Annotated in this window: 26 protein-coding genes; 14 read left to right on the top strand and 12 right to left on the bottom strand. The window is 38.2% G+C overall.

Annotation, left to right across the window (positions count from 1 at the left end):
• Positions 1-25: 25 nt before the first annotated feature.
• Both J2Z26_RS16890 and J2Z26_RS16885 read right to left on the bottom strand, forming a co-directional pair.
• Positions 26-187, bottom strand: a complete 162-nt coding sequence (locus tag J2Z26_RS16890; protein WP_193539791.1) for a YpzG family protein — start codon at positions 185-187, stop codon at positions 26-28.
• A gap of 66 nt (positions 188-253) precedes the next feature.
• Entirely contained in the window at positions 254-418 is a 165-nt protein-coding gene (locus J2Z26_RS16885) for a small, acid-soluble spore protein K (RefSeq protein WP_193539790.1), read from the bottom strand.
• A gap of 140 nt (positions 419-558) precedes the next feature.
• Between J2Z26_RS16885 and J2Z26_RS16880 the strand changes: the two genes are divergently transcribed.
• A complete protein-coding gene (locus J2Z26_RS16880; protein WP_193539789.1) occupies positions 559-828 on the top strand; it encodes a YfhJ family protein in 270 nt (89 codons plus the stop codon).
• A gap of 28 nt (positions 829-856) precedes the next feature.
• Here the strand turns inward: J2Z26_RS16880 and J2Z26_RS16875 are convergent, their stop codons facing one another.
• A complete protein-coding gene (locus J2Z26_RS16875) occupies positions 857-1,837 on the bottom strand; it encodes a metal-dependent hydrolase (protein ID WP_193539788.1) in 981 nt (326 codons plus the stop codon).
• Positions 1,838-1,918: 81 nt separating this feature from the next.
• On the opposite strand from J2Z26_RS16875, the gene J2Z26_RS16870 reads away from it, so the two are divergent.
• The gene (locus tag J2Z26_RS16870; protein ID WP_193539787.1) at positions 1,919-2,227 is read left to right on the top strand and encodes a hypothetical protein; all 309 of its coding nucleotides are present in this window, start codon (positions 1,919-1,921) and stop codon (positions 2,225-2,227) included.
• Between the two features lie 31 nt (positions 2,228-2,258).
• Positions 2,259-3,350 carry an A/G-specific adenine glycosylase gene (gene mutY, locus J2Z26_RS16865; protein WP_193539786.1) on the top strand — a complete coding sequence of 364 codons (1,092 nt, stop codon included), beginning with the start codon at positions 2,259-2,261 and terminating at the stop codon, positions 3,348-3,350.
• Between the two features lie 62 nt (positions 3,351-3,412).
• Here the strand turns inward: mutY and J2Z26_RS16860 are convergent, their stop codons facing one another.
• Complete coding sequence (locus J2Z26_RS16860) at positions 3,413-3,637, bottom strand: hypothetical protein (protein WP_193539785.1); 225 nt, start codon at positions 3,635-3,637, stop codon at positions 3,413-3,415.
• Positions 3,638-3,737: 100 nt separating this feature from the next.
• On the opposite strand from J2Z26_RS16860, the gene fabL reads away from it, so the two are divergent.
• The 5 genes from fabL (at position 3,738) to J2Z26_RS16835 (ending at position 7,881) form a co-directional block, all read left to right on the top strand.
• Positions 3,738-4,487, top strand: a complete 750-nt coding sequence (gene fabL, locus J2Z26_RS16855) for an enoyl-[acyl-carrier-protein] reductase FabL (protein ID WP_193539784.1) — start codon at positions 3,738-3,740, stop codon at positions 4,485-4,487.
• A 91-nt stretch (positions 4,488-4,578) separates the two neighbouring features.
• Positions 4,579-4,764: a gamma-type small acid-soluble spore protein gene (locus J2Z26_RS16850; RefSeq protein ID WP_193539783.1), complete on the top strand. Its 186-nt coding sequence runs from the start codon at positions 4,579-4,581 to the stop codon at positions 4,762-4,764.
• Between the two features lie 203 nt (positions 4,765-4,967).
• The gene (locus J2Z26_RS16845; RefSeq protein ID WP_193539782.1) at positions 4,968-5,222 is read left to right on the top strand and encodes a YgaB family protein; all 255 of its coding nucleotides are present in this window, start codon (positions 4,968-4,970) and stop codon (positions 5,220-5,222) included.
• Between the two features lie 276 nt (positions 5,223-5,498).
• Positions 5,499-6,029 carry a nucleoside tri-diphosphate phosphatase gene (gene ntdP, locus J2Z26_RS16840; RefSeq protein ID WP_193539781.1) on the top strand — a complete coding sequence of 177 codons (531 nt, stop codon included), beginning with the start codon at positions 5,499-5,501 and terminating at the stop codon, positions 6,027-6,029.
• Positions 6,030-6,132: 103 nt separating this feature from the next.
• The gene (locus J2Z26_RS16835; protein WP_193539780.1) at positions 6,133-7,881 is read left to right on the top strand and encodes an ABC transporter ATP-binding protein; all 1,749 of its coding nucleotides are present in this window, start codon (positions 6,133-6,135) and stop codon (positions 7,879-7,881) included.
• Between the two features lie 189 nt (positions 7,882-8,070).
• On the opposite strand, the gene J2Z26_RS16830 is transcribed toward J2Z26_RS16835, so the two are convergent.
• From J2Z26_RS16830 to J2Z26_RS16815, 4 genes are read right to left on the bottom strand one after another with little or no spacing between them, the layout of a single operon-like run.
• A complete protein-coding gene (locus J2Z26_RS16830) occupies positions 8,071-9,084 on the bottom strand; it encodes an ABC transporter ATP-binding protein (protein WP_193539779.1) in 1,014 nt (337 codons plus the stop codon).
• Positions 9,081-10,103, bottom strand: coding sequence for an ABC transporter ATP-binding protein (locus J2Z26_RS16825; protein WP_193539778.1), 1,023 nt, complete (start codon positions 10,101-10,103; stop codon positions 9,081-9,083). The genes J2Z26_RS16830 and J2Z26_RS16825 overlap by 4 nt, the downstream gene beginning before the upstream one ends.
• 21 nt (positions 10,104-10,124) lie before the next feature.
• On the bottom strand, positions 10,125-11,048 hold the full coding sequence (locus J2Z26_RS16820) for an ABC transporter permease (RefSeq protein ID WP_193539777.1): 924 nt from the start codon (positions 11,046-11,048) through the stop codon (positions 10,125-10,127).
• Between the two features lie 23 nt (positions 11,049-11,071).
• A complete protein-coding gene (locus tag J2Z26_RS16815) occupies positions 11,072-11,971 on the bottom strand; it encodes an ABC transporter permease (RefSeq protein ID WP_193539776.1) in 900 nt (299 codons plus the stop codon).
• 367 nt (positions 11,972-12,338) lie between these two features.
• Here J2Z26_RS16815 and J2Z26_RS16810 point away from each other — a divergent pair, with 367 nt between their 5' ends.
• Complete coding sequence (locus J2Z26_RS16810; RefSeq protein ID WP_193539775.1) at positions 12,339-13,925, top strand: glutathione ABC transporter substrate-binding protein; 1,587 nt, start codon at positions 12,339-12,341, stop codon at positions 13,923-13,925.
• Positions 13,926-13,974: 49 nt separating this feature from the next.
• Here the strand turns inward: J2Z26_RS16810 and J2Z26_RS16805 are convergent, their stop codons facing one another.
• From J2Z26_RS16805 to J2Z26_RS16795, 3 genes are all read right to left on the bottom strand, one after another.
• Positions 13,975-15,045, bottom strand: coding sequence for an FUSC family protein (locus tag J2Z26_RS16805; RefSeq protein WP_193539774.1), 1,071 nt, complete (start codon positions 15,043-15,045; stop codon positions 13,975-13,977).
• 627 nt (positions 15,046-15,672) lie between these two features.
• Positions 15,673-20,142 (bottom strand): glutamate synthase-related protein, encoded by a 4,470-nt coding sequence (locus J2Z26_RS16800; RefSeq protein ID WP_209794389.1) that lies wholly within the window; start codon positions 20,140-20,142, stop codon positions 15,673-15,675.
• Between the two features lie 380 nt (positions 20,143-20,522).
• Positions 20,523-21,818: a glutamate-1-semialdehyde 2,1-aminomutase gene (locus J2Z26_RS16795; RefSeq protein ID WP_193539773.1), complete on the bottom strand. Its 1,296-nt coding sequence runs from the start codon at positions 21,816-21,818 to the stop codon at positions 20,523-20,525.
• 203 nt (positions 21,819-22,021) lie between these two features.
• On the opposite strand from J2Z26_RS16795, the gene J2Z26_RS16790 reads away from it, so the two are divergent.
• The 4 genes from J2Z26_RS16790 to perR all read left to right on the top strand — a co-directional run bounded on the left by J2Z26_RS16790 (position 22,022) and on the right by perR (position 24,320).
• Entirely contained in the window at positions 22,022-22,429 is a 408-nt protein-coding gene (locus J2Z26_RS16790; RefSeq protein WP_193539772.1) for a potassium channel family protein, read from the top strand.
• Between the two features lie 65 nt (positions 22,430-22,494).
• Positions 22,495-22,959 (top strand): thioredoxin-dependent thiol peroxidase, encoded by a 465-nt coding sequence (gene bcp / locus J2Z26_RS16785; protein ID WP_193539771.1) that lies wholly within the window; start codon positions 22,495-22,497, stop codon positions 22,957-22,959.
• A 226-nt stretch (positions 22,960-23,185) separates the two neighbouring features.
• Positions 23,186-23,734 carry a cob(I)yrinic acid a,c-diamide adenosyltransferase gene (locus J2Z26_RS16780; RefSeq protein WP_193539770.1) on the top strand — a complete coding sequence of 183 codons (549 nt, stop codon included), beginning with the start codon at positions 23,186-23,188 and terminating at the stop codon, positions 23,732-23,734.
• A gap of 148 nt (positions 23,735-23,882) precedes the next feature.
• Complete coding sequence (gene perR / locus J2Z26_RS16775) at positions 23,883-24,320, top strand: peroxide-responsive transcriptional repressor PerR (RefSeq protein ID WP_193539769.1); 438 nt, start codon at positions 23,883-23,885, stop codon at positions 24,318-24,320.
• A 32-nt stretch (positions 24,321-24,352) separates the two neighbouring features.
• Here the strand turns inward: perR and J2Z26_RS16770 are convergent, their stop codons facing one another.
• Entirely contained in the window at positions 24,353-24,706 is a 354-nt protein-coding gene (locus J2Z26_RS16770) for a YgzB family protein (protein ID WP_193539768.1), read from the bottom strand.
• A 147-nt stretch (positions 24,707-24,853) separates the two neighbouring features.
• Between J2Z26_RS16770 and J2Z26_RS16765 the strand changes: the two genes are divergently transcribed.
• Positions 24,854-25,723 (top strand): nucleotidyltransferase-like protein, encoded by an 870-nt coding sequence (locus J2Z26_RS16765; protein WP_193539767.1) that lies wholly within the window; start codon positions 24,854-24,856, stop codon positions 25,721-25,723.
• The last annotated feature ends 308 nt before the right edge of the window (positions 25,724-26,031 follow it).

Raw genomic sequence — 26,031 nt, 5'->3', positions numbered from 1 at the left:
AGTAAAAACTAGCTTATCCTAACAATTACGAACGCTTTCTAGTTTGGTGTTCAAGAATAATGAGGTTCTGTGTCTGTTTTGTTTCCCCATTAACCTGAGCCCAAGAGTGTTTTGGATTAGCCCAAGCTTGTTGAAAAGGATTCGAATAAAGATTATCGTAAAACTTCTTCTTAGTATGTTTTCCCAATCTAAGCACCTCCGCTGTTGAATAAGGAATCGTTAGCTAATCAGAAATTTTTACACAGTACACTTTTTAAAAGTGGTCTTGTCGTCTACCCGATGCTCTCATTCGTTCCTGTGGGTGAGTGTTAATAGTGCCATCAGCTCGGCGTGAATTATATTCAGCTTTTGCTCGCGGCTCACCCTCAAACTTGTTGTTATTTTGATTAGGGAAACCTCTTGACTTGTTTCTAACCATATAGAGTATTCCTCCTAAAACAAAAAGTATCGTGTAAAAAGAAATGTGTTTTCTTTAAACACGTACTATTAGTATGGGTTTTTCGGGTGTGAGTATGTGTTATTTGAAGCGTGAAATATTACCAGAAAGGTGGAAAAATGATGAACGATTATTATGAAAAGTTAACAGCATATCTTTTAGAAAAAAACGATAGTCTTTCCTATGCCCAGGCAAAAACATGGGTTGAATTATTATGGGATGATTTTGAAACATCTTATGCTAAAGCGGGATATAATTATAAAGGGAAAGAAGTAACAGAGAAAATTGTAACCCAATGGATCAACCAGTATGGCGCAAACCTTCATGAGTTTGTGACAAACAATCCAAAATATAAACATTTGCTTAATCAGAACGATTATTTGCAACATTAAAGGCGAAGGTTCTAGGACCTCCGCCTTTTTAATTTGGTATTAATTCAAGTTTCTTCCTCAATTTTTCTTCACTAAAAATCCATCCTGTATAAGAGCTTACAATTTCTAATTGTGCATCAAGCTGTACGACTGCGACAAAGGGGTAATACCCTTTACTTCTGTATCGTAAATCAATGAATCGAACCTCGTAGTGATCATCATAGTCATCCACTTCCCATCGATAAACCGGTGAAAAAGATAAAAAAGCAGATACATTTTTATCTTTTTTAGCTGCATTAAATAACGGTGACTCCGGCAATGGGCACTTTTCAAATGTATCATGAATGACAATTTCGTTGTTAACAGACCTTGCCACGTAAAAATAACGGTCAGTTGTAACAGCAATATGCCATTGGTTAAAACGAAGGGTTGGTGAAATAATGATTTCTTCAATATTTTCAATTTTTTCATTGACAGCATTCGCCACTTTTCTACGCTGACTAAATCGCAAAATGTAGTAGCCAATGAGAATCAAGTAAATGGTTAGGAAGGTGTAACCAGGATGTGCACCATAGCCCCAGAGCAAGATTCCCACGATATGCATGAAAAAAATGAAAGGATCAAATGTGTTAATTACTCCTAAAGCGACCCATTTTTTCGAAAATGGTCGAAGGGCTTGGGTCCCATAAGCGTTAAATATGTCGACAAAAACATGAAGGATTACACCAATAAATGTCCAAATCCATAAGTGGAAAAAGTTAGCGTTTGGTAAAAAATAATGAATGATCCCTGAAATTAGTAGGGGCCAAAGGATAATGGCTGGTATTGAGTGAGTGATCCCTCGATGATTTCGTATATATTGTGCATTATTTCTTAATTTAAGTATGGTATCTAAGTCAGGTGCTTGTGAGCCGATAATTGCACCTAACATAACTGCTTGGGCAGTTGCAGGGTGCGCTGATACAGTTGGGTCAATTGTCGCAATGCCACCCAGTGCAAGGCCCATGACTACATGTGTGCCTGTATCCAATCAGTTTAACCTCCTTAAGCATGAAACTTCTTCACTTTAATTTATCCAACTATATAGATTTTAAAAGGAGTGACAAAAAGAATGACAAATAGCTTTCAAGTTTTTATTGAATATGAAGTTAAAAAGACTTTTAATCATCAATATGAACATCTTATGAAAAATGTGATATCATTACTATCTGAGTTCGGTGCAGAAAGAATTGAATGGTATTCTTTAACACACCAAACGAACAAATATATTGAAGTCTTTCAGGTACCAACAGAGGCTCATTTTTACGCCTTAAAAAAGATACGTACCTCTAAGAGTCATGCACTATTCACTCATTTTGAAAACTTTGTTGAAGGTGGGGGAGCGAGCATTCAATATTGGGCTTTAAAAAAGAGCTCATAACCTACTTTTCACAGACAACCTGGGGGAAAAAATGAATAATACAACTAAAGAGACACTAGAACATTTTTCTATAGATGAATTTCAGGATGATCTAATTACTTGGTTTGAAAAGGAAAAGAGAGATCTTCCTTGGCGCAAAAATAAAGACCCTTATAAAGTATGGATATCCGAAATCATGCTTCAGCAAACTCGAGTTGATACGGTTATCCCTTATTTTAACAACTTCATAGAGCAGTTTCCAACGATAGACTCCTTAGCAGAAGCAGATGAGGAAAAGGTCCTAAAGGCATGGGAAGGGCTTGGGTATTACTCAAGAGCACGAAATCTTCAAGCGGGTGTTAGAGAGGTAAAGGAATCCTATAATGGAATCGTCCCAAATACTGCTGATGAGATTTCGAAGCTTAAAGGAGTTGGCCCGTATACAACAGGTGCCATTCTTAGTATCGCGTACGGGGTACCAGAGCCGGCTGTTGATGGCAATGTAATGAGGGTGCTATCAAGGATATTATCGATCTGGGATGATATCGGAAAAACGAAAACACGTCAGCAATTTGAAGAAATTATTAGAGAAATCATTTCAAAAGAAAATCCGTCCTACTTTAATCAAGGTCTCATGGAGCTAGGTGCTTTAATTTGTATCCCATCAAACCCAGCTTGTTTATTATGTCCTGTTCAAAAGCATTGCAAAGCGTTTGCTGAGGGAGTCCAAAGAGAACTGCCTGTAAAAAGTAAGAAAAAGCAGCCGAAATCAGTCGCTATGGCTGCAGTTGTGATTGAAGATTCAGAAGGAAATGTGTTAATCCACAAAAGACCGGGCAAGGGATTACTTGCTAACCTATGGGAATTCCCGAATCATGAAACAGTGACTGAATATGATGTACAGAAAAAACACTTACAAGATTATCTTCAGGAGACCTATGGCCTGAAAGTTGAGATCAAAGAACAATTTACATCCATTCAACATGTGTTTTCACATTTAATCTGGAATATCGCCGTCTATAAAGGAAAATTGGTTAGCGAATTTGAAGGCCAAGAAAACCTGAAATTAGTTTCGGAGAAGGATATCACTGAATATCCATTCCCTGTTTCTCACCAGAAGATATATAAAGAGTACAAAAACTAAGAGCGGGGCCTGACCCCCAGTGCGTTAACGTGTTAACGCGCCGGGGGTCAGGCCCCAACCTTTTAATCGTAGGTTACTCTTGTTCCGTGCGTCCAATCAGCTTCTTGCCTCATTAAGCCGCCTCTATTTTCGATTTCAATAATGATATCTCGATGGATGGCTTGACCTTCTGCATTTAAATATGGAACAATTTGCTGGAAGGAGTGGTGGAAGAAGGCTAATTCACTATCCTTCCAATCATTTATGCTCATCATCGTTAGTTCAGTCATATCTCGACCTACATACATGGAATATAACCTCCTCGGAAATACCGAAATCTTACTTAGTTTTTGATACAATAACACTGTCTATACTCTTAATTAAAATTTACATAAAAGGGGATTTAACATGTCTAATAAAGTAGCACTTGTAACTGGAAGCAGTAGAGGAATAGGAAAAGCCATTGCCATCCGTTTAGCAAACGAAGGATATGATATCGTAATCAATTATGCGAGAAGCAAGTCAGCGGCACTTGAGGCTGCAGCAGAGATCGAAGCATTAGGACGTAAAGCTCTTGTAGTAAAAGCAAACGTAGGGAAACCAGAAAAGATTGCTGAAATGTTTCAAGAAATCGATGAAGCTTTTGGAAGGTTAGATATATTAGTTAGTAATGCAGCATCAGGTGTGCTTCGTCCAATTATGGAGCTTGAAGAGTCTCATTGGGATTGGACGATGGATATTAACAGCAAAGGCCTTCTTTTCTGTGCGCAAGAGGCTGCAAAAAGAATGGAGAAGAATGGTGGAGGGAAAATTGTCAGCTTAAGTTCATTAGGCTCCATCCGCTATCTCAAAAATTACACAACCGTAGGTGTTTCAAAAGCAGCTGTAGAATCACTAACAAGATATCTTGCAGTAGAGCTTGCTGAAAAAAATATCATCGTCAATGCTGTTTCAGGTGGAGCGGTAGATACTGATGCACTAAAACACTTTCCGAACCGGGAAGAATTGTTAGATGATGCAAGAAAAAATACACCTGCTGGTAGAATGGTGGAACCTGAAGACCTTGTAAATACGGTAATGTTCCTTTTATCTGACCAAGCAAGCATGATCAGAGGGCAAACCATTATTGTTGATGGTGGCAGATCACTACTCGTTTAATTTTCGAAAAAAAACAAAAAAAAAAATTTACTTTTTTTCTGGATAATAAAATTACCTCCGGGACAAATTAATCTTCGTGGAGGTGATTACAATGGCAAACCAAAATCCAAATCAAACATCTGCTGGAACTAACGTTCAAAAAGTTAGACAACAGAATGCACAATCTCAAGGTGGAGCTGGTCAATTCGGAACTGAATTCGCTAGCGAAACAAACGCTCAAGAAGTAAGACGTCAAAACCAACAAAGCCAAGCTAACAAAGGTCAAGGCAATTCTTAATTAGTACTTAACCCATAGCACTTCTTATCTTACGATAGGGAGTGCTTTTCTTGTGGAAAAAAAGAAAAGATACCTCTCTCGACAAAACTTACCAAAAATAGCCATAACTAGTCAGAGGAAATAACAAAAACAGAAAGAAATCTATAGTATGATGATTTTGAGCATCCACTTGAGACCAAAGTATTGGAAGGGGACAATCAACAATGAATCGCTTTGACCAACTTGTTAGTGAACAATTAAAAACAATGGATAAATTACTATTCATCCAATCTGAAATCGAACGCTGCCAACAACTAGAAAAAGAACTAATAACACTCCAAAACCAAACAGAACTAGATTCAATCCAAGCAGAAATCAGCAACATGAAACTAGAACTTCGCCAAATACAAGAAACATTCGAACACCAAACCGAGGAAGTCATCCGTACATACCAAGACAGACAACAGCCTATTGCTTAATTTTTCAGGATAATTATTTATAAAAATCCCGAGTCATCAAAAAACTGATGGCTCTTTTGTTTTAAATTATGACTTTAACCGTTATAATAGTAGTAAATGGTAAAATCTTTGTTTACTAAACAGCACTTTTACATACAATTTTATCAAGCATTCACCACATTTACTATTTACTGATTTCACAATTTTTTGAATCTATGCTTGATAAAATCAAGAAAACACTAATTGCAAATATGCTTATAGTAACAAAGCGTCCAGGATGAAAGTAGGGGAAGAGAAATGGATGCTCCCATGGAAGGAGACAGAGTACAAATACATAGCTATAAACACAATGGAAATATCCATCGTGTTTGGGATGAAACCACTATTCTAAAAGGGACGCAAAGCCTTGTAATTGGTGCAAATGATCGTACAGTCGTGACAGAATCAGATGGACGCACATGGATTACAAGGGAACCGGCGATTTGCTACTTCCATTCTAAACACTGGTTTAATATCATTGGAATGATCAGGGAAGATGGAATTTATTATTATTGTAATATTAGTTCCCCTTTTATTTGGGATCAAGAGGCAGTAAAATATATAGATTATGATTTAGATATTAAAGTTTTCCCGGACATGACCTATATTTTATTGGATGAGGATGAATATGAACGCCATCGACGTGAAATGAAATATCCTGAACCAATTGACCGTATCCTTTGGAGCAATGTGGACAGGCTAATTCGCTGGATTCGCGGGCGTAAAGGGCCTTTTGCACCAGAATTCATTGATCAATGGTATGAACGTTATTTAACGTATCGCAGGTAAATCACCTTTGAAAATAAAGAGAGTATATAGTTTCGGTAGTAAATGAAACCTGTTGAATCAAGTGACAACAGGTTTTTATTCATGAATCATTTTAGGAGGCCATATGGGTAGTATTAAGCGCTATATGCAGTTTGTTAGACCATACCGTTGGCAGATAATTGGTACAGTAGCAATTGGTGTTATAAAGTTTACCATTCCTTTATTAATTCCACTTTTGTTGCAATACGTTGTCGATGATATTATCGGTTCGAAAGACATGTCAACCGAGGACAAGACGAATCAGCTTTTAAAAATAATGGGCTTTATCTTTTTCATCTTTGTGATTGTTCGTCCTCCCATTGAATATTACAGACAGTACTACGCACAATGGGTAGGCAGTAAAATTTTATACGATATAAGAGATCAGCTCTTTAGACATATCCAAAAACTGAGCCTACGCTATTATTCAAATACGAGAATTGGAGAGGTTATTTCTCGTGTTATAAACGATGTTGAGCAAACGAAAACATTTGTTATTACAGGATTAATGAACTTATGGCTTGATATGATAACAATCGTCATAGCAGTAGCAATCATGGTAACGATGGATCCGATGCTTACACTTGTATCATTAGTGTTATTCCCTTTCTATGGTTTATCAGTGAAGCACTTTTATGGAAGGCTTCGCTCACTAACCCGTGATCGTTCGCAAGCATTAGCTGAAGTGCAGGGATACCTTCATGAGCGGGTTCAAGGGATGCCTGTGATAAGAAGCTTCGCAATAGAAGATTTGGAGCAAAATCGATTTGATAAGCAGAATAGTAATTTTTTAGATAAAGCATTAAAACATACAAGTTGGAATGCTAAAACCTATGCTGTTGTTAATACAATTACGGATATTGCTCCTTTACTTGTTATTTCTTTTGCGGGGTATCAAGTTATTCAAGGTGAATTATCCGTAGGAACAATGGTTGCCTTTATTGCATTTATCGATCGGTTGTATAATCCACTACGACGCCTAGTTAACTCTTCAACTACACTTACTCAGTCGATTGCTTCAATGGATCGTGTATTTGAATTTGTTGATGAAAAGTATGACATTGAAGATAAGCCTAATGCAATTGATTGTCCAACGATTGAGGGGCATGTTCAATTTGAAAATGTTTCATTTACCTACAATGATGAGGATTCAGATGTGTTGCATAATGTATCACTCGACGTTAATAAGGGCGAGACGGTTGCATTGGTAGGTATGAGTGGTGGAGGCAAGTCCACTCTTGTAGGATTAATTCCACGCTTTTATGATGTAACAGAGGGGCGTATCCTGGTAGATGGTGTTGATATAAAGGATTTAAAGGTTAGAAGTCTGAGAGATAAAATAGGGATGGTTTTACAAGATACAATTTTGTTTAGTGATTCTGTTAAAGCCAATATCTTAATTGGAAAAGAAGATGCAACTGAAGAAGAAGTGATCGAAGCAGCCAAGGCGGCAAATGCCCATGACTTTATTTTAAACTTACCTCAAGGTTATGATACAAAGGTAGGAGAGCGCGGAGTTAAGTTGTCTGGAGGCCAAAAACAGAGGATTGCGATTGCAAGGGTGTTTTTAAAGAACCCACCACTGTTGATTCTTGATGAAGCAACATCTTCACTAGATTTGGAGAGTGAGCATTTAATTCAAGAAGCCTTGGAAAAGTTAGCAAAGGACCGCACAACCTTTATTGTCGCTCATCGACTCTCGACTATTACCCATGCTGATAAGATTGTTGTGATAGAAAACGGAGAAATCAGTGAAGTCGGCACACATAATGAGTTAATGAAAGCAGAGGGAGCGTACTTTAAGTTGTTCCAGGTGCAACAATTGGATAGTTAGTTAAACGAAGCTGTAGCTACTAATTTTTTGGTAGTGCAGCTTTTTTGATTTAAGGCAAAATAATCAAACGTTTGAGGAGTTGGATTTAACCCAAGAGTATCAAGGGGTTGAAAAAAACAAATAAATGTTTGTTTATTTTTTAACTAAAAAAAAGACCAAACAATCACTGTTTGGTCTTAAACAAAAGTATTAATAGTTAGAAGTAAGTGTTGAAAAATCAACTGGACCTTCTTCAATTAAGTGACATGCTGCTTGGTGCTCTTTGCCAGGTACGTTATGAAGCGCAGGCTCTTCAGTTGCACAGCGGTCCATTGCAAATGGGCAACGAGTATGGAAGCGGCAGCCAGCTGGTGGATTGATAGGAGAAGGAACATCACCTTTTAAGATAATTCGCTCCTTTTTCTCATCCAGGTTCGTACTTGGAATAGCTGATAATAACGCTCTTGTATAAGGATGCTGAGGATTTTCGAATAAAGACTTCTTATCACCAATCTCAACAATTTTACCAAGATACATAACAATGATGCGGTCAGAGATATGACGAACAACCCCAAGGTCATGTGAGATAAACAGATAAGTTAAGCTAAATTTACGTTGTAAATCCTTCAACAAATTCAGTACCTGGGCTTGGATTGAAACGTCTAGAGCTGAAACGGCCTCGTCACATATTACAAGCTTCGGGTTAACAGAAAGGGCACGAGCAATACCGACACGTTGACGCTGACCACCACTGAACTCATGTGGGTGACGGTCAATTTGGTGAGCACCGATACCAACTGTTTCTAGCAAATCTACAATCTTTTGACGTCGCTCTCCAGCGGGTACTACATTTTGAATAGCTAAGGCTTCTTCTAAAATTTGACTAACCGTTTGACGAGGGTTAAGTGACGCATACGGATCTTGGAAAATGATTTGTAGATCCTTACGTTTTTTCCTCATTTTCGATTTACTAAGGTTAACTAGATTTTCACCTTCGAAATTAACCTCTCCAGCATATGGGTTATCAAGACGGAGAATCGCACGACCTGTTGTTGATTTACCACAACCAGACTCACCTACGATGCTAACAGTCTCGCCTTCATACACTGTGAAACTAACATCATCAACTGCTTTTACATGGTTTACTGTACGTCCGAACACTCCACCTTTAATAGGGAAGTATTGTTTAAGATTTTTAACTTCTAACAACGCTTTTTTACTCATCGTTTACCTGCGACCTCCTCTACCTTATCCCATTGATCTGTATGAATCCAGCAACGAACTTGATCTCCGTCTTCAGCTGTAACTAATTCTGGTAATTGGGAGTGACAGATTTCTCTAGCATATGGACAACGTGGAGCAAATCTGCAGCCCTGTGGTAGGTTAAATGGACTCGGTACTGAGCCTTCAATAACTGCAAGATCTCCTTCGTAGTCTTGGTCATGTTTTGGTACAGAGTTTAGTAGTCCAATAGTATAAGGATGCTTAGGATCATTGAAAATCGTTTTAACATCTGCATACTCAACAACTTTTCCGCAATACATTACAGCAACCTTATCACACATTTCCGCTACAACCCCAAGGTCATGGGTAATAATCATTAATGAAGTACCAAGCTCCTGTTGTAGGTTTTTAATTAAATCTAGTATTTGAGCCTGAATTGTCACATCAAGTGCAGTAGTAGGTTCATCTGCAATAAGTAATTCAGGATTACAAGCTAATGCAATGGCAATCATAACACGCTGACGCATACCACCAGATAGCTCAAATGGGTATTGCTTAGCACGACTTTCAGGGGATGGAATTCCTACTAAACGAAGTGCATCTACCGCTTTTACCCATGCTTCCTTTCTGCCAAGCTTTTGGTGGATACGAATCGATTCAGCAATTTGCTCACCACAGGTTAAAGTAGGATTTAAAGAAGTCATTGGCTCTTGGAAAATCATTGAAATATTGTTACCACGGATATTTCGCATTTCTTTTTTAGATTTATTTAATAGATTTTGACCTTTAAAGATGACTTCTCCACCAACAATCTTACCGATACCTTCTTCTAGAAGACGAAGGATGGAAAGAGAGGTAATACTTTTACCAGATCCAGACTCCCCAACGATTCCAATTGTTTTCCCTTTTTCGATTGAAAAATCAACACCATCTACAGCCTTAACTTCACCTTCATCTGTGAAAAAAGAGGTGCGCAGTCCTTTTACCTCAAGAATTAGATCCTTTTTTGATTCAGTCATAGTCTTTCACCGTCCTTCGTTCTAGTTCAAATCAATACGTTTATTTACTAAGCGATACGTAATATCAACAAGGAAGTTTACAAATACAAACAGAACCGCACATACAAGAATCGTTCCTTGTACCATTGGGAAATCATGCGCTCGGATTGAGTCAATGATTAGACGACCTAAACCATTAATTGCGAATACTGTTTCAGTAATGATTGCTCCACCTAATAATCCTCCGAATTGTAAACCAACAACTGTTACAACAGGAATTAATGCATTACGTAGAGCGTGCTTATAAATTACTAATTTATCGCTTACCCCTTTTGCATAAGCAGTTCGAATGTAATCCTGATTAATAACTTCTAGCATACTAGAACGTGTCATACGAGCAATGATTGCTGCTCCACCAGTTCCTAGTGTGATGGCAGGAAGAATCATTTGCTCCCAAGATCCCCAGCCTGCTACAGGTAAAACTCCTAGATTAACAGAGAATAAGTAAATCAACATAATCCCTAACCAGAAGTTTGGCATTGATAAACCAAATAAAGCAACAATCATGATAGATACATCAGCGAAGGTGTACTTTCTAGTAGCTGAGATAATACCTGCTACTAAACCTAGTAGTACGGATAATGCTGTACCGATAACTGCTAACTGGACTGTAATCCAAAAACGATTTGTAAAGATTTCTTCTGTCACATCACGCTTCGTTCTAATCGATTCTCCAAGGTCACCCTGGATAGCGTTTGAAACATAACGGAAATATTGAACATGAAGTGGATCATCAAGGCCTAAGTTGATACGCATTTGTTCAACCTGTTCAGGATTTGCATTTTCACCTGCCATAATTTGTGCAGGGTCGCCTGGAATTAAGTGCATCATCAAAAATACAGCTAATGTTACCCCGATCATAACGGGAATTGTTTGAAGTAGTCTTCGAATCATATAAATCAACATTTGTAGTCACCTTCCTTTATGAATTATTTCTTTGTTTTAGGGTCAAGCGCGTCTCGTAAACCATCACCGAATAAGTTAAATCCGATAACAACAAGTAAAATCGTTAACCCAGGGAATAGAGTTAAGTGTGGCGCTTGGGCAATATATGAGCGTCCATCACTTAGCATCGTACCCCATTCAGGAGTAGGTGGTTTTGTTCCCATTCCTAGGAAGGAAAGGGCACTTGCTGTAATAATTGCTGACGCGATATAAAGAGTGGCTTGTACGATAATTGGTGAAACAATGTTTGGAAGTATATGTTTGAATATGATTCGGAAATCACTAGCTCCCATTGCTTTAATTGCATCAATATATTCTAGTTTTTTAACACTTAGAGTGGAACCTCGAACAATACGTGCAAATGTTGGTACCGCGAAGAAAGCAACAGCGATGATAACATTTGTTGTACTTGCACCTAGGATCGCTACAATTGCAAGTGCTAATAGAATACCAGGGAAAGCTAATAACACATCACAGATTCTCATAATCAAGGAATCTATCCATCTACCATAGTAGCCTGCTACAATTCCCATGATGATACCAACAAAGGCACCTAATAGAGTTGATAGAACTCCAACTGTTAACGATATTCTAGATCCATAAAGCAGACGACTTAAAATATCTCTCCCTTTATCATCTGTTCCTAACCAATGTTCTGCTGATGGTGTTTCAAGCTTTTTGCTCATTACAGGCATGATATGGTCATGTGGGGCTAATAAAGGAGCAAATATCGCAAGAAATACAAAAACCATTACGATGAAGGCTCCTGCAAGAGCAGCTTTATTTTTGGCAAGCTTCTTATAGAATGCCTTCCAAGCTGTAGTGTTCGTGTTTTGTACTTTAACAGGAGTTCCTGTTGTAGGTTGAAGTTGCGGTTGACTCATGTCCTTTTCCATCCTTTCTAAAATGTAACATTTTTAATTTTTGTAATATTTTAAACACAGTTAGTAACTATAATAGCTATGTTAAAGTGAATTTACAATAGTTATATAGAGACTTTTCTAGATTTTCTAAATGATATAATTTATATAGGAAGAAAAGAGAGATTAACACTATAATTGGAAAATATGAACAAGTAAATAATATTATTCGAATAACAAAAGTCACTAATTATTTCCACTTTATTACAAAGGTTACAAGAATATTAAACAAATTAAAAAAATATATTGTAAGTTTATAATTTTTAGATTATTATAAAAAAGTGAAAGGTAGCTTAGCTATCTTAGAAAAACTAATTAGGGGGTAACACGAATGAAGTTCACAAAAAATTTCTTACTACTATTAGTACTAGCTTTCGTATTTGCGTTAGCGGCTTGTAGCGGTGGCGGAGACAATGCTACTGATAAACCAGCTGATTCAAAAGACTCAACTGATGCTCCCGCAGCATCTGAAGGTGGCGGAGAGTTAGTTTATGTATCTGGTTCAGATGCTCCAACTCTAGATCCACACGGATCAAATGATACATCTACTACTACTGCAACATCTCAAATTTTTGAAACTTTAACTACTTATGCTGCTGACGGGTCTGTTGTACCTTTACTAGCAACTGAGTTCAGTTCTGTAGATGAAACTACTTGGGAATTCAAATTACGTGAAGGCGTAAAATTCCATGATGGCACAGACTTTAATGCAGATGCTGTTAAATTAAGCATTGAGCGTATTATTGATCCTGAATTTGCATCACCACGTGCTGTTGTACTTAACATGATCACTGAGGTTGTTGTAGTTGACCCATTAACAGTTCATGTTAAAACTGCATTCCCATTCGCTCCACTACCTGCTCACTTAGCTCATAACGCAGGTTCAATCGTTGCTCCTTCTGCAATTGAAGAAGAAAGAAGTGGCGGTAAAAAAGTTGACGAAAATCCAATCGGTTCTGGTCCATTCAAATTCGAATCTTGGAACCGTGGTGCTGAAATTGTATTCGTTAAAAACGAAAACTACTGGGGAGAGCTTGCAAAAGTTGACCGTGTAGTAATGAAGAACGTTCCTGAGCAAGCAACTCGTGTTGCAATGCTTGAAACTGGTGAAGCTCATGTAATGCTAGTTGGTGCTTCAGATGTTGAACGTGTATCTGCTATGCCTGGTATTGAAATTGATAATGTTCGTGGAACACGTATGGACTACCTAGGATTCAATATGAACGTAGCTCCTTTTGATAACATTAAAGTACGTCAAGCAATTGCTATGGCAATTAATAAAGACGATATCGTAAACGGAGTATTAGATGGCCAAGGTGTTGAAGCTGTAGGACCATTAGCTCCAACTGTAGTTGGTAACTACCAAGGCTTAACTCCACTTCCTTATGACGTTGAAGGTGCAAAAGCACTTTTAGCAGAAGCTGGATTTGCTGATGGATTCAAAACAAAATTAATGGTTAACGAAGGTAACAAAGAGCGTGCAGATATCGCTGAGTTAATTCAAGCTCAATTAATGCCGCTTGGAATTGAAGTTGAAATTGATATCATCGAGTGGGGTACTTTCCTTGAGAAGACTGCTGCTGGTGAGCACGAATTATTCATCCTTGGATGGACAACTGTAACTGGTGATGCTGACTACGGTCTATATGCATTATTCCACTCTAAGAACTTTGGTTCACCTGGTAACCGTTCATTCTACAAAAACGAAAGAGTTGATGAGCTTCTAGACCTTGCTCGTCAAAATCCTGACCAAGACGCTCGTAATGAGGCTTACAAAGAGATCTCTGAAATTCTTGTAGAAGAAGTGCCTATGGCATACCTACAACACCCTGACTTCAATCACGGTATGAATGGTATCGAAGGTTTATTCGTAAACTTCAGTGGTACTCCATTCTTCAAAGGTGTTAGCCTTAAATAATAACTAACAAAAGTAAAACCCCCGTTCGATATTCGAATGGGGGTTTTCATTATGCATTTTTCTCAAAGTCATCATCAGCTTTATGATGGGCTTGATATCGATCAATTAATGTATCAAGATGTTCCATCTCATCACTATACTCAACGATTGTGGAGATAAGTGGAAAAAGGTGATACCAATCCTTTTGCGCTCGTTCATCATCAAGTTTGTTATACTTAACAAATCGTTCAATGACTGATTTTTTATTGAATTCTAGCTCTCCATGGAGATCCTCTGGGTGAGGTTTTGTTTTTCGGATAAACTTTAAAAGCACTTGCTCGTGAAAATACAATAGGTCGTTCAACTCTTCAATAATTAATTGCTGAAGATCATCTGGCATGCTCTTTAGCTCATTATCAAGTCTATGTAGCTTTTTTAAAGTAGCAAGAGCCTTGTTTGTTGTCTTAATCATCTGACGGTAAATAACTAATTTACGGGCTTTAACATATTTGTTATTTTTTAAATAGTTTCGTTCTTCCTTATACAATACGTAAAACTGCTCTACCTTTTGCATGCCGTCTTTGATTTTATCAATATCTGACTTTAACACGCCAAATTCAGATGCGTTTCGAGTGTTCATTCGAATCCATTTTAAAATTTCTTCAGTTTGGTCAACGATCTTATAATAGAGTTTCTTCTCATGCTTTGGTGGGATAAAGACTAGATTGACCAAGAAGGCAGATAAGATTCCAAGCATAATCGTTGAAAACCGTAGAAGGGCAAACGATAAAAACTCTTCTCCAGGATTTTGCATAATGGCGATAACGGTGACTACAGCAACGGGTATGGTAGTTTCAATTTTAAGCTTAATGGTGATAGCGATAACCAGGATAGCTGTTAATCCAATGATAAATGGATCATTACCAAATAATAAGACAGAAAAGATCGCTAAACCAGCACCGATCACATTGGCTTGAAACTGTTCAATAACGGAGACAACTGACCGGTAAATAGATGGTTGAATTGCAAAAATGGCAGCAATTCCTGCGAATACGGGTGCTGATAGATTCAACATATCAGCCAGCACAAGTGCTAAGGTGATGGCTATTCCCGTTTTAAAAATGCGGGCACCAAGTTTCATTATGTACAAACCTTTCTTTGTAAAAGTACCTTTATGATAGTATTTAGCCTATTACAAAATGTTTAAACAGTAAAGTCCTAATTGTTAGTAGGGCTTGAGTTGTAATGAAAATTAAAGAGATTTTCTTTAATTTCTACCTCGCTGTCCGCGGGCGATTCGGACAGGTTGAGCATGTAATCGAAGGGACCAGTCGGAATAACAGGGTGATTGGGACAGGTTGAGCTTGTAATCGGAGGGACCAGTCGGAATAACAGGGTGAATCGGACAGGTTGAGCATGTAATCGGAGGGACCAGTCGGAATAGCAGGGTGATTCGGACAGGTTGAGTATGTAATCGGAGGGACCAGTCGGAATAACAGGGTGATTCGGACAGGTTGAGTATGTAATCGGAGGGACCAGTCGGAATAACAGGGTGATTCGGACAGGTTGATCAGGTAATCGGAGGGACCAGTCGGAATAACAGGATGATTCGGACAGGTTGAGCATGTAATCGAAGGGACCAGTCGGAATAACAGGATGATTCGGACAGGTTCAGCAAAAATCCCTGAAACAAGTCCGAATCCCATCTTTGTTCCATCAGCTCCACTAGCAAGAAAAAAGAGCACTCGCCACGAGTGCTCTTTTCGCTTTATTCAGTAGATACAGCCGGATCAGCCTGCTCTTTAGTAGGGTTAATCTGGAAGAAGTGTTCTGCTGGGTTATCTAGTAACTTCCTCAACTTCTCAGCTTCCCCAACTTGCCCATGTAGTACAAGTCCATCGATGTACTTCGTAAGCAGCTCAACAACGTCTTTTTTCCCTTTTTCAGAAAGGGTAGCAATGGAAACCTTAGCTCCTTTAGCGATACGTCTTTCAATGGCTGCTTTTGTTAGGCCCATTTCTGCTTGGTGTCTTAGATAAACCACTCCACCTGTCATCCCAGCACAGATCCATGGACCCGGATCTCCAAGTACAAGGCCTCGGCCGTTAGTCATGTACTCAAATGCAAAGCCTTTGATATTTGCATGAACACCGATATTGCCATGTTCACTTTCTTCAATTGGTTTCGTCACTTGGCCACCGATAATCATATCTGCACCAGATAGACGAATTCCAGCACGTGCATCGGCATTACCTTGAACTAAAAGAACACCACTTTGTGCTCCATAGCCAAAGCCTTTTCCGACGGAACCATTATAGAACTGGCCATCCTTGCCTTTTGATTTAAAAATAAGGATGTTTCCACCGAATGCAGTTTTACCGATGCCATCTTGGGCCCCACCTTGGACGTGGATATTAATACCACTACTGTTGTAGGCACCTAAGCCATTACCAGGGATCGAACCTTCCGTGTATTTCAACGTGATATCAGGTAAATTTCGATATGAACCATCTAATCTGCCGCGGACACGGTGGCAGGATACGCGACTTCCTAGAACCCTTTGCTCTGATGTAACAGTTGCGAATTCACGAGAAGTGTGAAGCTCCTCGATGTTGTTATCTAAATACTCAGCGCCAACAGCAACTAGCAATTGTTTTTCCTCGGCACTTGCTGCCACTTCTTTAAAGGTCAGTTGCTCAATTTCAAGAGGCTTTAAGAGTTCAGTTAAATCCATTGAATCTAGTCCTCGAACTTGTTCTAATAAATCCGAACGACCGACAATGCTTTGGAGGTTGTCAAAGCCTAATGAAGCGGTTAACGCTTTTAGCTCGTTTCCAAAAGCACCAAATAGATTAACTAAGCCTTGAACAGCATTATCCAGTTGACGAGGTACGAAGCGGCGTAACCCATGCTCTTTTGCTTGAGCCTCAGATTCAATTTGTGTGGCAATTCCGACATGACATGTATCAAGGTGACAACCACGGCAAGTCGTACAACCAATGGCAATCATGGATAAAGTACCAAAACCAACGCGGTTCGCTCCAAGAAGCATAACCTTCATAACATCAAGCGCGCTTTTGATACCGCCATCTGCCCAAAGCTCAACATTTTGACGCAATCCGGCTTCGAGTAACGCATTGTGAGCGGCTTTTACTCCTATTTCGACCGGTAAACCAACGTGTTGAAGTGCATGAATTCGTGCAGCCCCTGTACCGCCATCAAAGCCACTTAGCGTAATAACATCTGCACCAGCTTTTGCAATACCTACTGCGATTGTTCCGATATTCGGAACAACAGGAACCTTAACAGATACTTTTGCTTGATCATTGGCTGTTTTTAATTCTGCAATCATTTGAGCCAAGTCTTCGATTGAATAAATATCATGGTTGTTTGAAGGTGAGATTAAATCTGAACCAATGGTTGCATTACGAGCTTCTGCAATTTTTGCAGTAACCTTCGAACCAGGTAGATGTCCACCTTCACCAGGCTTAGCACCTTGACCAATTTTTATTTCTAATAGATTAGAAGAGTTCAAGAGCTCAGCATTTACCCCGAAACGACCAGACGCAACCTGTTGTCCTCTTGTGCGAGGATACTTGCCAAGCATATCCTTAATTTCTCCGCCTTCACCATTAAGACTAATCATGTTTAGGCGTTCTGCACCTTCTGCATATGCACGGAAGGCAATTTCATTTTGAGAACCAAAGGACATGGACGAAATGACAAATGGTAGACTATGGTCTCCGACGCCGATGTTCACTTTTTCAAGAGAAACGTTCTTATCTGATTTTTTCAAAGCAGTTAGATGACGAATCGTTGTAGGGTTCGTTTCTTCTTGTTCTGTAAGCTTTTCACGGTAACTATCATAATTCCCAGTTTGGGCAACATCACCGATTGATTTCCAAATACGCGGGAACATGTGGAACAACTTACCAGGTCTTGCTTTCTCATTCTTGAAGTCTTCTGCACGTTCGAGTGCATCTTTTGTAAGAGTTTCAAAGTTATAGGCTACAGACTCAGAACCTAGGAAATTTACAACTCGTAGCACATCGGCAACCTCTTCATTCAGACCGATGGCTGAGAATAACCGACCATAACCACGTAGCTCGTGGATTCCAATCGTTGAGATAACCTTTTCTAACCCTTTATTCAGTGATGAGAATAGGTTAACAGAAGGCTGAATTGTTTCTTCAACAACGGTTGCAAAAAGTAAATATGGACTAATAATATTCGCACCAAGACCGTAAGCAACAATAATATCATGCAATGAACGAATCGCTCCTGAACGAAGGAGAATTGAACAATGACGGCGAATCTGCTTACCTACTAATGCTTGGTCGACCGCAGCTAAAATTAAGTGTGGGTCAATCCATAGATTTCCGTTCTGATGTGCATTCGCATCATCAATAATTAATAGTGATTTACCTTGTTCTACTGCATCCTCAGCTTCTTTTGCAAGACGAACGAGTGCATCTTGTAAACTCTCATTCTCTGTATACGTTGCAGATAAATAATGAGTTAGCTTTTTTTCGGAAAAAGCATTCACAACCTGATCATACGATGGTTGACCTAGTGTTGAAGAGCAATCATAGCCCTGACTTCCTTCAATTAATAAAGGTGAAGATAGCTCGATCACAAAGTCATTGTTGTCATCAGAAACTAGGGAAGGGCGCTTGCCGATAATTGAACGTGTTGAAAAATGTTCTGTTTCACGATCACGATCAATGGCAGGATTTGTTACAACGGCTACACTTTCTTTTATAAAATCTGCTATATTCTTTCTACCAGGGTCGATGGCTGCAAGTGGAGCATCATGACCTAATGATCGAATAGGCTCAGCACCTTTTTCAGCCATTTGTTCAATCAGCTGAATATGCTCACGGTCCCAACCGAAGGCAGAATATTGTCCATTGTGGACAGTAGACGATTTTGTTACTGTAATTGTTTTTGGGAAAGAAGGTGTCGATAATCTAGAGCGATAGTCTGTAACATCCACTCTTTTTGATACTCTTTGATATACCTCTTCTTGAAACTCTGCGTAATGGAAAACCTGCATAGTATCATTAGTATCCCAGCGCATACCAACCTTTTCACCAGGAGAAAGTGGTTTTGGCTCAGCTGTATATTCGGTAGAAGGGATGATACCGGGTTCAGACGCAAATAAATAAGAGGTTTCTGTTTCTAGCATCCATACTGGCCTTAAGCCGAGAGCATCAACACTAAAGACTGCTTCTTCTCCATATCGAGAAATAATCCCCGCAGGTCCTTGAGCAAAATGACCCCATGCCTCACGAGCATACGTATATAAATCTTGTAAATGCTCTGGATAGGCCTTCATTTCATTGATGATTGGTGGGAACATAAAGTCGACAGCTTCAAATAAGCTATAACCATCACGTGATATAAGGGTATCAATTGTACGGTTTAAATCTTGTGAGTCACTTCCGCCATCTGTTAGGGGAACATGAATCATCCTAGCCTCATCGCGAAGCTTTGCAATGGTATTAATTTCACCATTATGACCTAGCAAGCTGAAGGGCTGAACACGGAAAAAATTAGATAATGTATTGGTTGAATAACGGTTATGTCCTAGTGTCATTGTTGAAGCAACAAGTGGGTTGGCCAAATCATGATAATACTTAGGTAAAATATCACCAGCACCTAACACCTTATAAACGGCATGATAATTACTAAGTGAAGCAACATGTACATTTCCACATTCTTCGATATCAATAGAAACATTAAATAGGCATTTTGGTAGATTCTCAAGAGATTGTGCTACTAAGGCAACCTGCCAAAAAAGAGGCTCCTGCTGTGTGGCGATTGGACCAAGAGCACTTGAAGAGGTCGCTTCATCTGTTTCAAAAATAAGATCTAATCCGTTTTCAACAAAGAGCTGACGAATATAGTTTTTCTTTTCTTCGAGGTCGATGTTTTGATTGATAAAAAAGTGACCAACGATAAAGCTTTTGTTATCCACAACACTTGGATCCACTCCAGCTTTTCCTAGCTTTTCTGTCCACAGCGCTTTGGGAATGTCGATGTGAATTCCTACTCCGTCACCTTCACCATTGATAAATCCTGCACGGTGATTCATTGTCACGAGGGCATTAATACATGTATCAATATTCAATTTTGTGGGGATTCTTCTTTTTTCAATTGCGGATACGATTCCACAGGCATCATGCTCTTGATGGTGGAAATCTCTAAACGTACTTGGACTCCAATTTTTTTTCATTAATGCGGCTTTTTGAGGAGGGTTTAATAATAATGGATTTAAAAAGAATTGGTTTTATTCAATTAATGAATTCTTTACATTCCCCCTACTTACAGCCTTCACCTCCTGTAAGTTTTTGTTTGCATAAGATTATTGTAAGACTATGTTAATGATAGTGATTACACGGTGAAAAAAAGAACAAATAAAATAAATTTTCAGAAAAGTATACTTTATCTTACCATAGTAAAAAAGTGAAATCAATTATCTATTCATCCAATTGGATAGAGTATTCATTTAATTCAGACTGCTCAAAACAGTAGGGAGTAAGGTGTAAACGTTTTCAAAGAAAAAATAAAAAAGTTAGGGAAAGTGGAAATACCCTAACTTTAAAAAATGTATATTTATTCACCAGACATAATTTTAAAAGAATGTTCAACTGCTTTTAAAGTGACATCTAAATCTTCTTCTGTGTGTGCAATTGTTAAGAACCAAGCTTCATATTTTGAAGGAGCTAAATTAATCCCTTGTTGAAGCATAAGCTTGAAAAATGTAGCAAACATTTCTCCGTTTGTATTTTCTGCTTGTTCATAGTTCACAATTTTCTCATCCGTAAAGTAAATCGTTAGAGCACCTTTTAGCCTGTTAATCGTAATAGGAATATTATAGGTTTTGGCGTGTGTTAAAATACCTTCTTCTAATATAGCTCCAAACTTATCAAGCTGCTCGTACACACCTTCTTGTTTTAAAACCTCAAGACAAGCAATACCAGAGAGAATTGAAGCTGGGTTTCCAGCCATTGTCCCAGCTTGATAGGCAGGACCTAGTGGTGCAACTTGCTCCATAATTTCCTTTTTACCACCATAGGCTCCAATAGGAAGTCCTCCACCGATAATTTTACCTAAGCACGTTAAATCAGGTTTAACCCCTAATAAATCTTGGGCGCCGCCATACATAAAACGGAAAGCAGTAATGACTTCATCATATATAACTAGAGCGCCAGCTGAATGAGTAAGTTCATTAACTTGTTCTAAGAATCCTTCGTACGGTTCAACAATCCCGAAATTCCCTACGATTGGCTCAACTAATACTGCAGCGATCTGATCTCCCCATTTTTCAAGGGCATCTCGTAGAGGTTCGATCTCGTTAAATGGAACTGTGATTACCTCTTGGGCTATGCTTTTAGGAACTCCGGCAGAATCAGGTGTACCTAGCGTTGAAGGCCCAGAGCCAGCTGCGACCAAAACTAAATCTGAATGTCCATGATAGCACCCAGCAAATTTAATGATTTTATCTCTTCCTGTATAAGCTCGTGCAACACGAATTGTGGTCATAACTGCTTCAGTACCTGAGTTCACAAAACGGACCTTATCTAATGCAGGCATCGCTTCTTTTAACATCTTTGCAAATTTAATCTCATGAGGAGTTGGTGTTCCGTACAATATGCCGTTTTCTGCTGCCTCTTGAATCGCTTTTGTAATATGAGGGTGAGCATGTCCGGTTATAATAGGTCCATACGCTGCTAGATAATCGATATACTTATTACCATCAACATCCCAAAAATAGGCCCCTTTAGCTCTTTCCATCACAACTGGAGCCCCACCTCCAACCGCTTTGTAAGAACGAGATGGACTATTTACTCCACCAACAATATGTTCAAGTGCTTCTTTATGTAATTCTTCCGATTTAGAGAAGTTCATTTAAATACCTCCAGTACTAATTAACATCCATGGTTATTTTAGCATGAATTGACCAGTTTTTCGACAAATGCCACGCACTTGTCGAATCGTCTTCGATTAGTTCCTTCTATATATACTGTCGAAGGAGTTTGTCCATATAACAGTACTAAGTTAACCAAGCCTCTCGTATACATAAATGAACCCTATTAATAGAGGTGATAGGTTTGTTTCCATTATTTATTTTATCAATGGTTATAGCAGGTTTAGTGATGAGCATAAAATCCTTATTTTCGATGAGTAGAAAGAGAAATCAGTACATCTCCTTTGAAAACATTGTTTTACTATTTTTTATCTATATAACGGTGTTACTTGGATTCGGAATCATATATACCTCATTTATCATGTTAGGAGCACCGATTTTAATTGAAGATGGAAAATACATAAGCGGTGACTTTTTCTCTGTACTTCAGGATTCTATGTACTTTAGTGCAATCACTCTCTTTTCGGTGGGATATGGAGATATAACGCCAGTTGGTGTGGGGCGTTGGCTATCAATTATTGAAGCGTTACTAGGGTACATTATGCCGACTGCGTTTGTAGTACGTTCAGTCGTAAATTATGAAAGGGACTAACATTTGTATTCCTGCCTAGTTTTCGATAATCTAGAAGCAAAGACTAGTTTGAGGGAGGAAATGTAATGTCAGTTGAAGTTGGAAAGGTAGCACCAGATTTTGAATTAAAATCAACCAATGGAGAAAGTATTAAGTTATCGGATTACAAAGGGAAATATGTTGTACTTTATTTCTATCCGAAGGACATGACGCCAGGGTGTACAACCCAAGCTTGTGACTTCCGTGATCACTATAAAAGCTTTTCTGATTTAAACGCAGTTATTCTAGGGGTTAGCCCGGATTCAGCAGAGAAGCATCAAAAATTTACAGAGAAATATGATTTACCATTTCAACTTCTAGTCGATGATGAACATCAAGTGGCTAAAATTTATGATGTTTGGAAACTAAAAAAGAACTTCGGGAAAGAATACATGGGAATCGAGCGTTCCACTTTTTTAATTAATCCTGAGGGTCAAATCGTAAAAGAGTGGCGTAAAGTTAAGGTAAAAGGTCATGTGGAAGAAGCATTAGAAGAAATTAAAGAAAGATAAATAGCCTATTTTTCAAAACACAGGCATACGTCTATACAAAAAGACTGCCAGGTGAGTATTTTATGAGTGTAGGGCATACCTCCTCAGATGTTAGCGTGATTGAAGTGCGGGAATTGATTTCCCGCACCTTTTTTTGAGGAAAGGGAAATAGATCTCTTTTTACTGTATTTTCTTAATTGATAAGACTTGATAATATAGATAATAGATTCAGACAGGGGGTAATATAATGAAAATATATACACGTACCGGTGATAAAGGGACGACTTCTCTAATTTACGGAGAAAGAGTATCTAAAAATGACTTAAGAGTTGAGGCATATGGTACTTGTGATGAAGCTAATTCATTTATAGGTTTAGCTTTAACACATATTCAAAAGGCTACCTATAGTGAAAAAGATGACATTATTCAAATCCTACGTAAAATACAAACAACACTTTTCCATGTTGGAGCAGAACTTGCCACACCAACAGGTAAGGAAGTGAAGTGGAAATTAACTGAAGAAGACATTAAAGAACTAGAGGCAGTGATTGATGCATGGGATCAACAATTGCCGCAACTAACTAACTTTATTTTGCCAGGAGGCGGTGAAGCGGGTGCTGTTCTACATATTGCGAGAACAATTGTAAGGAGAGCCGAAAGGAGAGCTGTTGCTATTGGTGATGAAGTAAATCCTATAGTTTCTTCATATTTAAATCGTCTTTCTGACTTTTTATTTGTTGCAGCAAGGTTCATAAACTTTAAAGAAGGAAAAGGAGAACCAACCCTTCATCAATAATAGTAGGAAAGTGATTCTCAGTAATGAAAATCCTTGATTAATCATATAGTAAACGTAGAAATATTGACAAAAGTAGGAATCACAAGGTACACTAATTATAAATATTATAAAGTAAGAATATCTTTATTTAGAAAAGAGGTGCATGGCGATGTCTAATAATCAACTAAAAGAAGCGCTTGAAACGTTAAAGGAGACAGGGGTCAGAATCACTCCTCAACGTCATGCGGTACTTGAATATTTAATAAATGCCATGTCTCATCCAACCGCAGATGATATATATAAAGCACTCGAAGGGAAATTTCCGAATATGAGTGTTGCTACTGTTTACAATAATCTAAGAGTATTTCGTGAAGTTGGTCTTGTCAGAGAACTAACATACGGTGATGCATCAAGTCGTTTCGACTATGTCACTACAGATCATTATCATGTTATTTGTGATAATTGTGGAAAAATTGTAGACTTTCATTATCCAGGCCTAGATGAGGTAGAAGCGTTAGCTGCACATGTTACTGGATTTAAAGTGAATAAACATCGAATGGAAGTTTACGGAGAATGCCCGGATTGCCAGAAAAATAATGCACATTAAAAAAGCCGATAGCAAGTAGCTATCAGCTTTTTTTATTTTAAACTTTTACGATTGTAGCTCTCGTCAAATTCTTTTCCTTCAAGAGCGGGATCTAGAGTAAGTGTTTCATTGCAGTACATGCAGATGTCGACTCTTCCAAGCATTTTCGTAGATTTGTTGCAGGAAGGGCAGACAACTTGAACGGTTTTCGTTGAAAGCATCCCAATCCAAAAATAAACGACTGTACTAGCGATTATAAAAAGAAGCCCCAATAACATAAAAATGGTCATTGCCCAAACGGATTCACGGAAGAAGATACCTCCATACATTACGGCAAACCCAACAAAGATTAAGATAAGAGCAAACGATCTAATTTTATTAATTTTACTAGAATATTTTAATGCCATCTTCATTCCTCCTATACATACTATACCATATTACATAATAGCTTTAAAAAGGGGAAATTTTGTGACCCAAAAACTTTCTATTTAGAAAGGGTTTATTGATAGTCCTGTCGAAAGTATTACACAACTATAAATATGGAGGACAGTTGAATGAAAGATTTGTTACGTCCTATTTATCAAGAAAGAGCGAGTCAAACAAACACGCTAGGAATCATTATGGTAGAAAAAGCAAAAAGCTTACTTGCGATTACTGATTCCTTTGATAGTGTGATATTAGTTATTGTAAAAGAGCAAGAAAAACAAATGACAATAAGGCATTATGAATACGAAAATCAAAAAGCTTCCTTATACACGGTGAGGGATGATCAACTAAAGAATTGGCTGCTATACGGAACTAACCGGAAAGTCTCGGAATGGGTTCTACATGGGAAGGTTCTTTTTGACCGAAATGAATATATCCAACACTTAAAAGAAGAATATCATGAGTTTCCTATGTCCGACCGTCAAAAGAAAATGGGAATCGAATTTGCTAAGTTAATAAGAAGATATCAGGATGGAAAGGGATTTTTAGCACAGAAAAATTACCTGGATGCCTATAACAACGTTGTACACGCTCTTCATCATTTAGCAAGATTATCTGTAATTGAAAAAGGATTTCATCCAGAAGTAACTGTCTGGAATCAAGTGAAGCAAATGGAACCTCAAATACATAAGCTTTATCAGGAACTGATTGAAAGTGAAGAGCCAATTAACAAAAGACTTGAGCTGCTTTTCCTTGCAAGTGAATTTCTAATTCACTCTCGAGCAGCAATTGGAGGGAAGCACTTAATCAATGTTCTGAATGCAAAAACTGAAACGTGGTCCTACAGTGAAATGGAAGAACATCCGGAATTAGAGTCGTATAGTGTGGATTTAGAAGTGTTACTAGAATATCTAATCGAAAAAAGACTAGTATCCGTTGAAAGAATCGAGACAAAAGGTGTGGGTATTTACCATAGAAGATACACAGCTCTGAGCTGATTAAAATGTATGGCTTCTATAGAATAATATAGGAGCCATTTCACCTCTAAAAAGTTTTTCTGAAAAAGTATTGACTCTATAAAAGAATACGTGGTATATTATATTTCGTCGCTGCGATACACAAACAAACAGCGATAAAGAAAAACAAAAAACATGTTGACTTAAAAAACACAGCATGTTATATTAATAAAGTCGCTTACGAGCGATTGAGTTAAAAAGTTCTTTGAAAACTGAACACAACACAAGCGTCAATGTTTGTTTTAAAAATTGTTTTAGCATGAGCTAATCAACTCTATTGGAGAGTTTGA

This window comes from Cytobacillus luteolus (assembly GCF_017873715.1).
GTDB classification, from domain to species: domain Bacteria; phylum Bacillota; class Bacilli; order Bacillales; family Bacillaceae_L; genus Bacillus_BV; species Bacillus_BV luteola.
The sequence above is the reverse complement of the archived record's forward strand: the minus strand, read 5'-3'. Positions and strand labels throughout refer to the sequence as shown.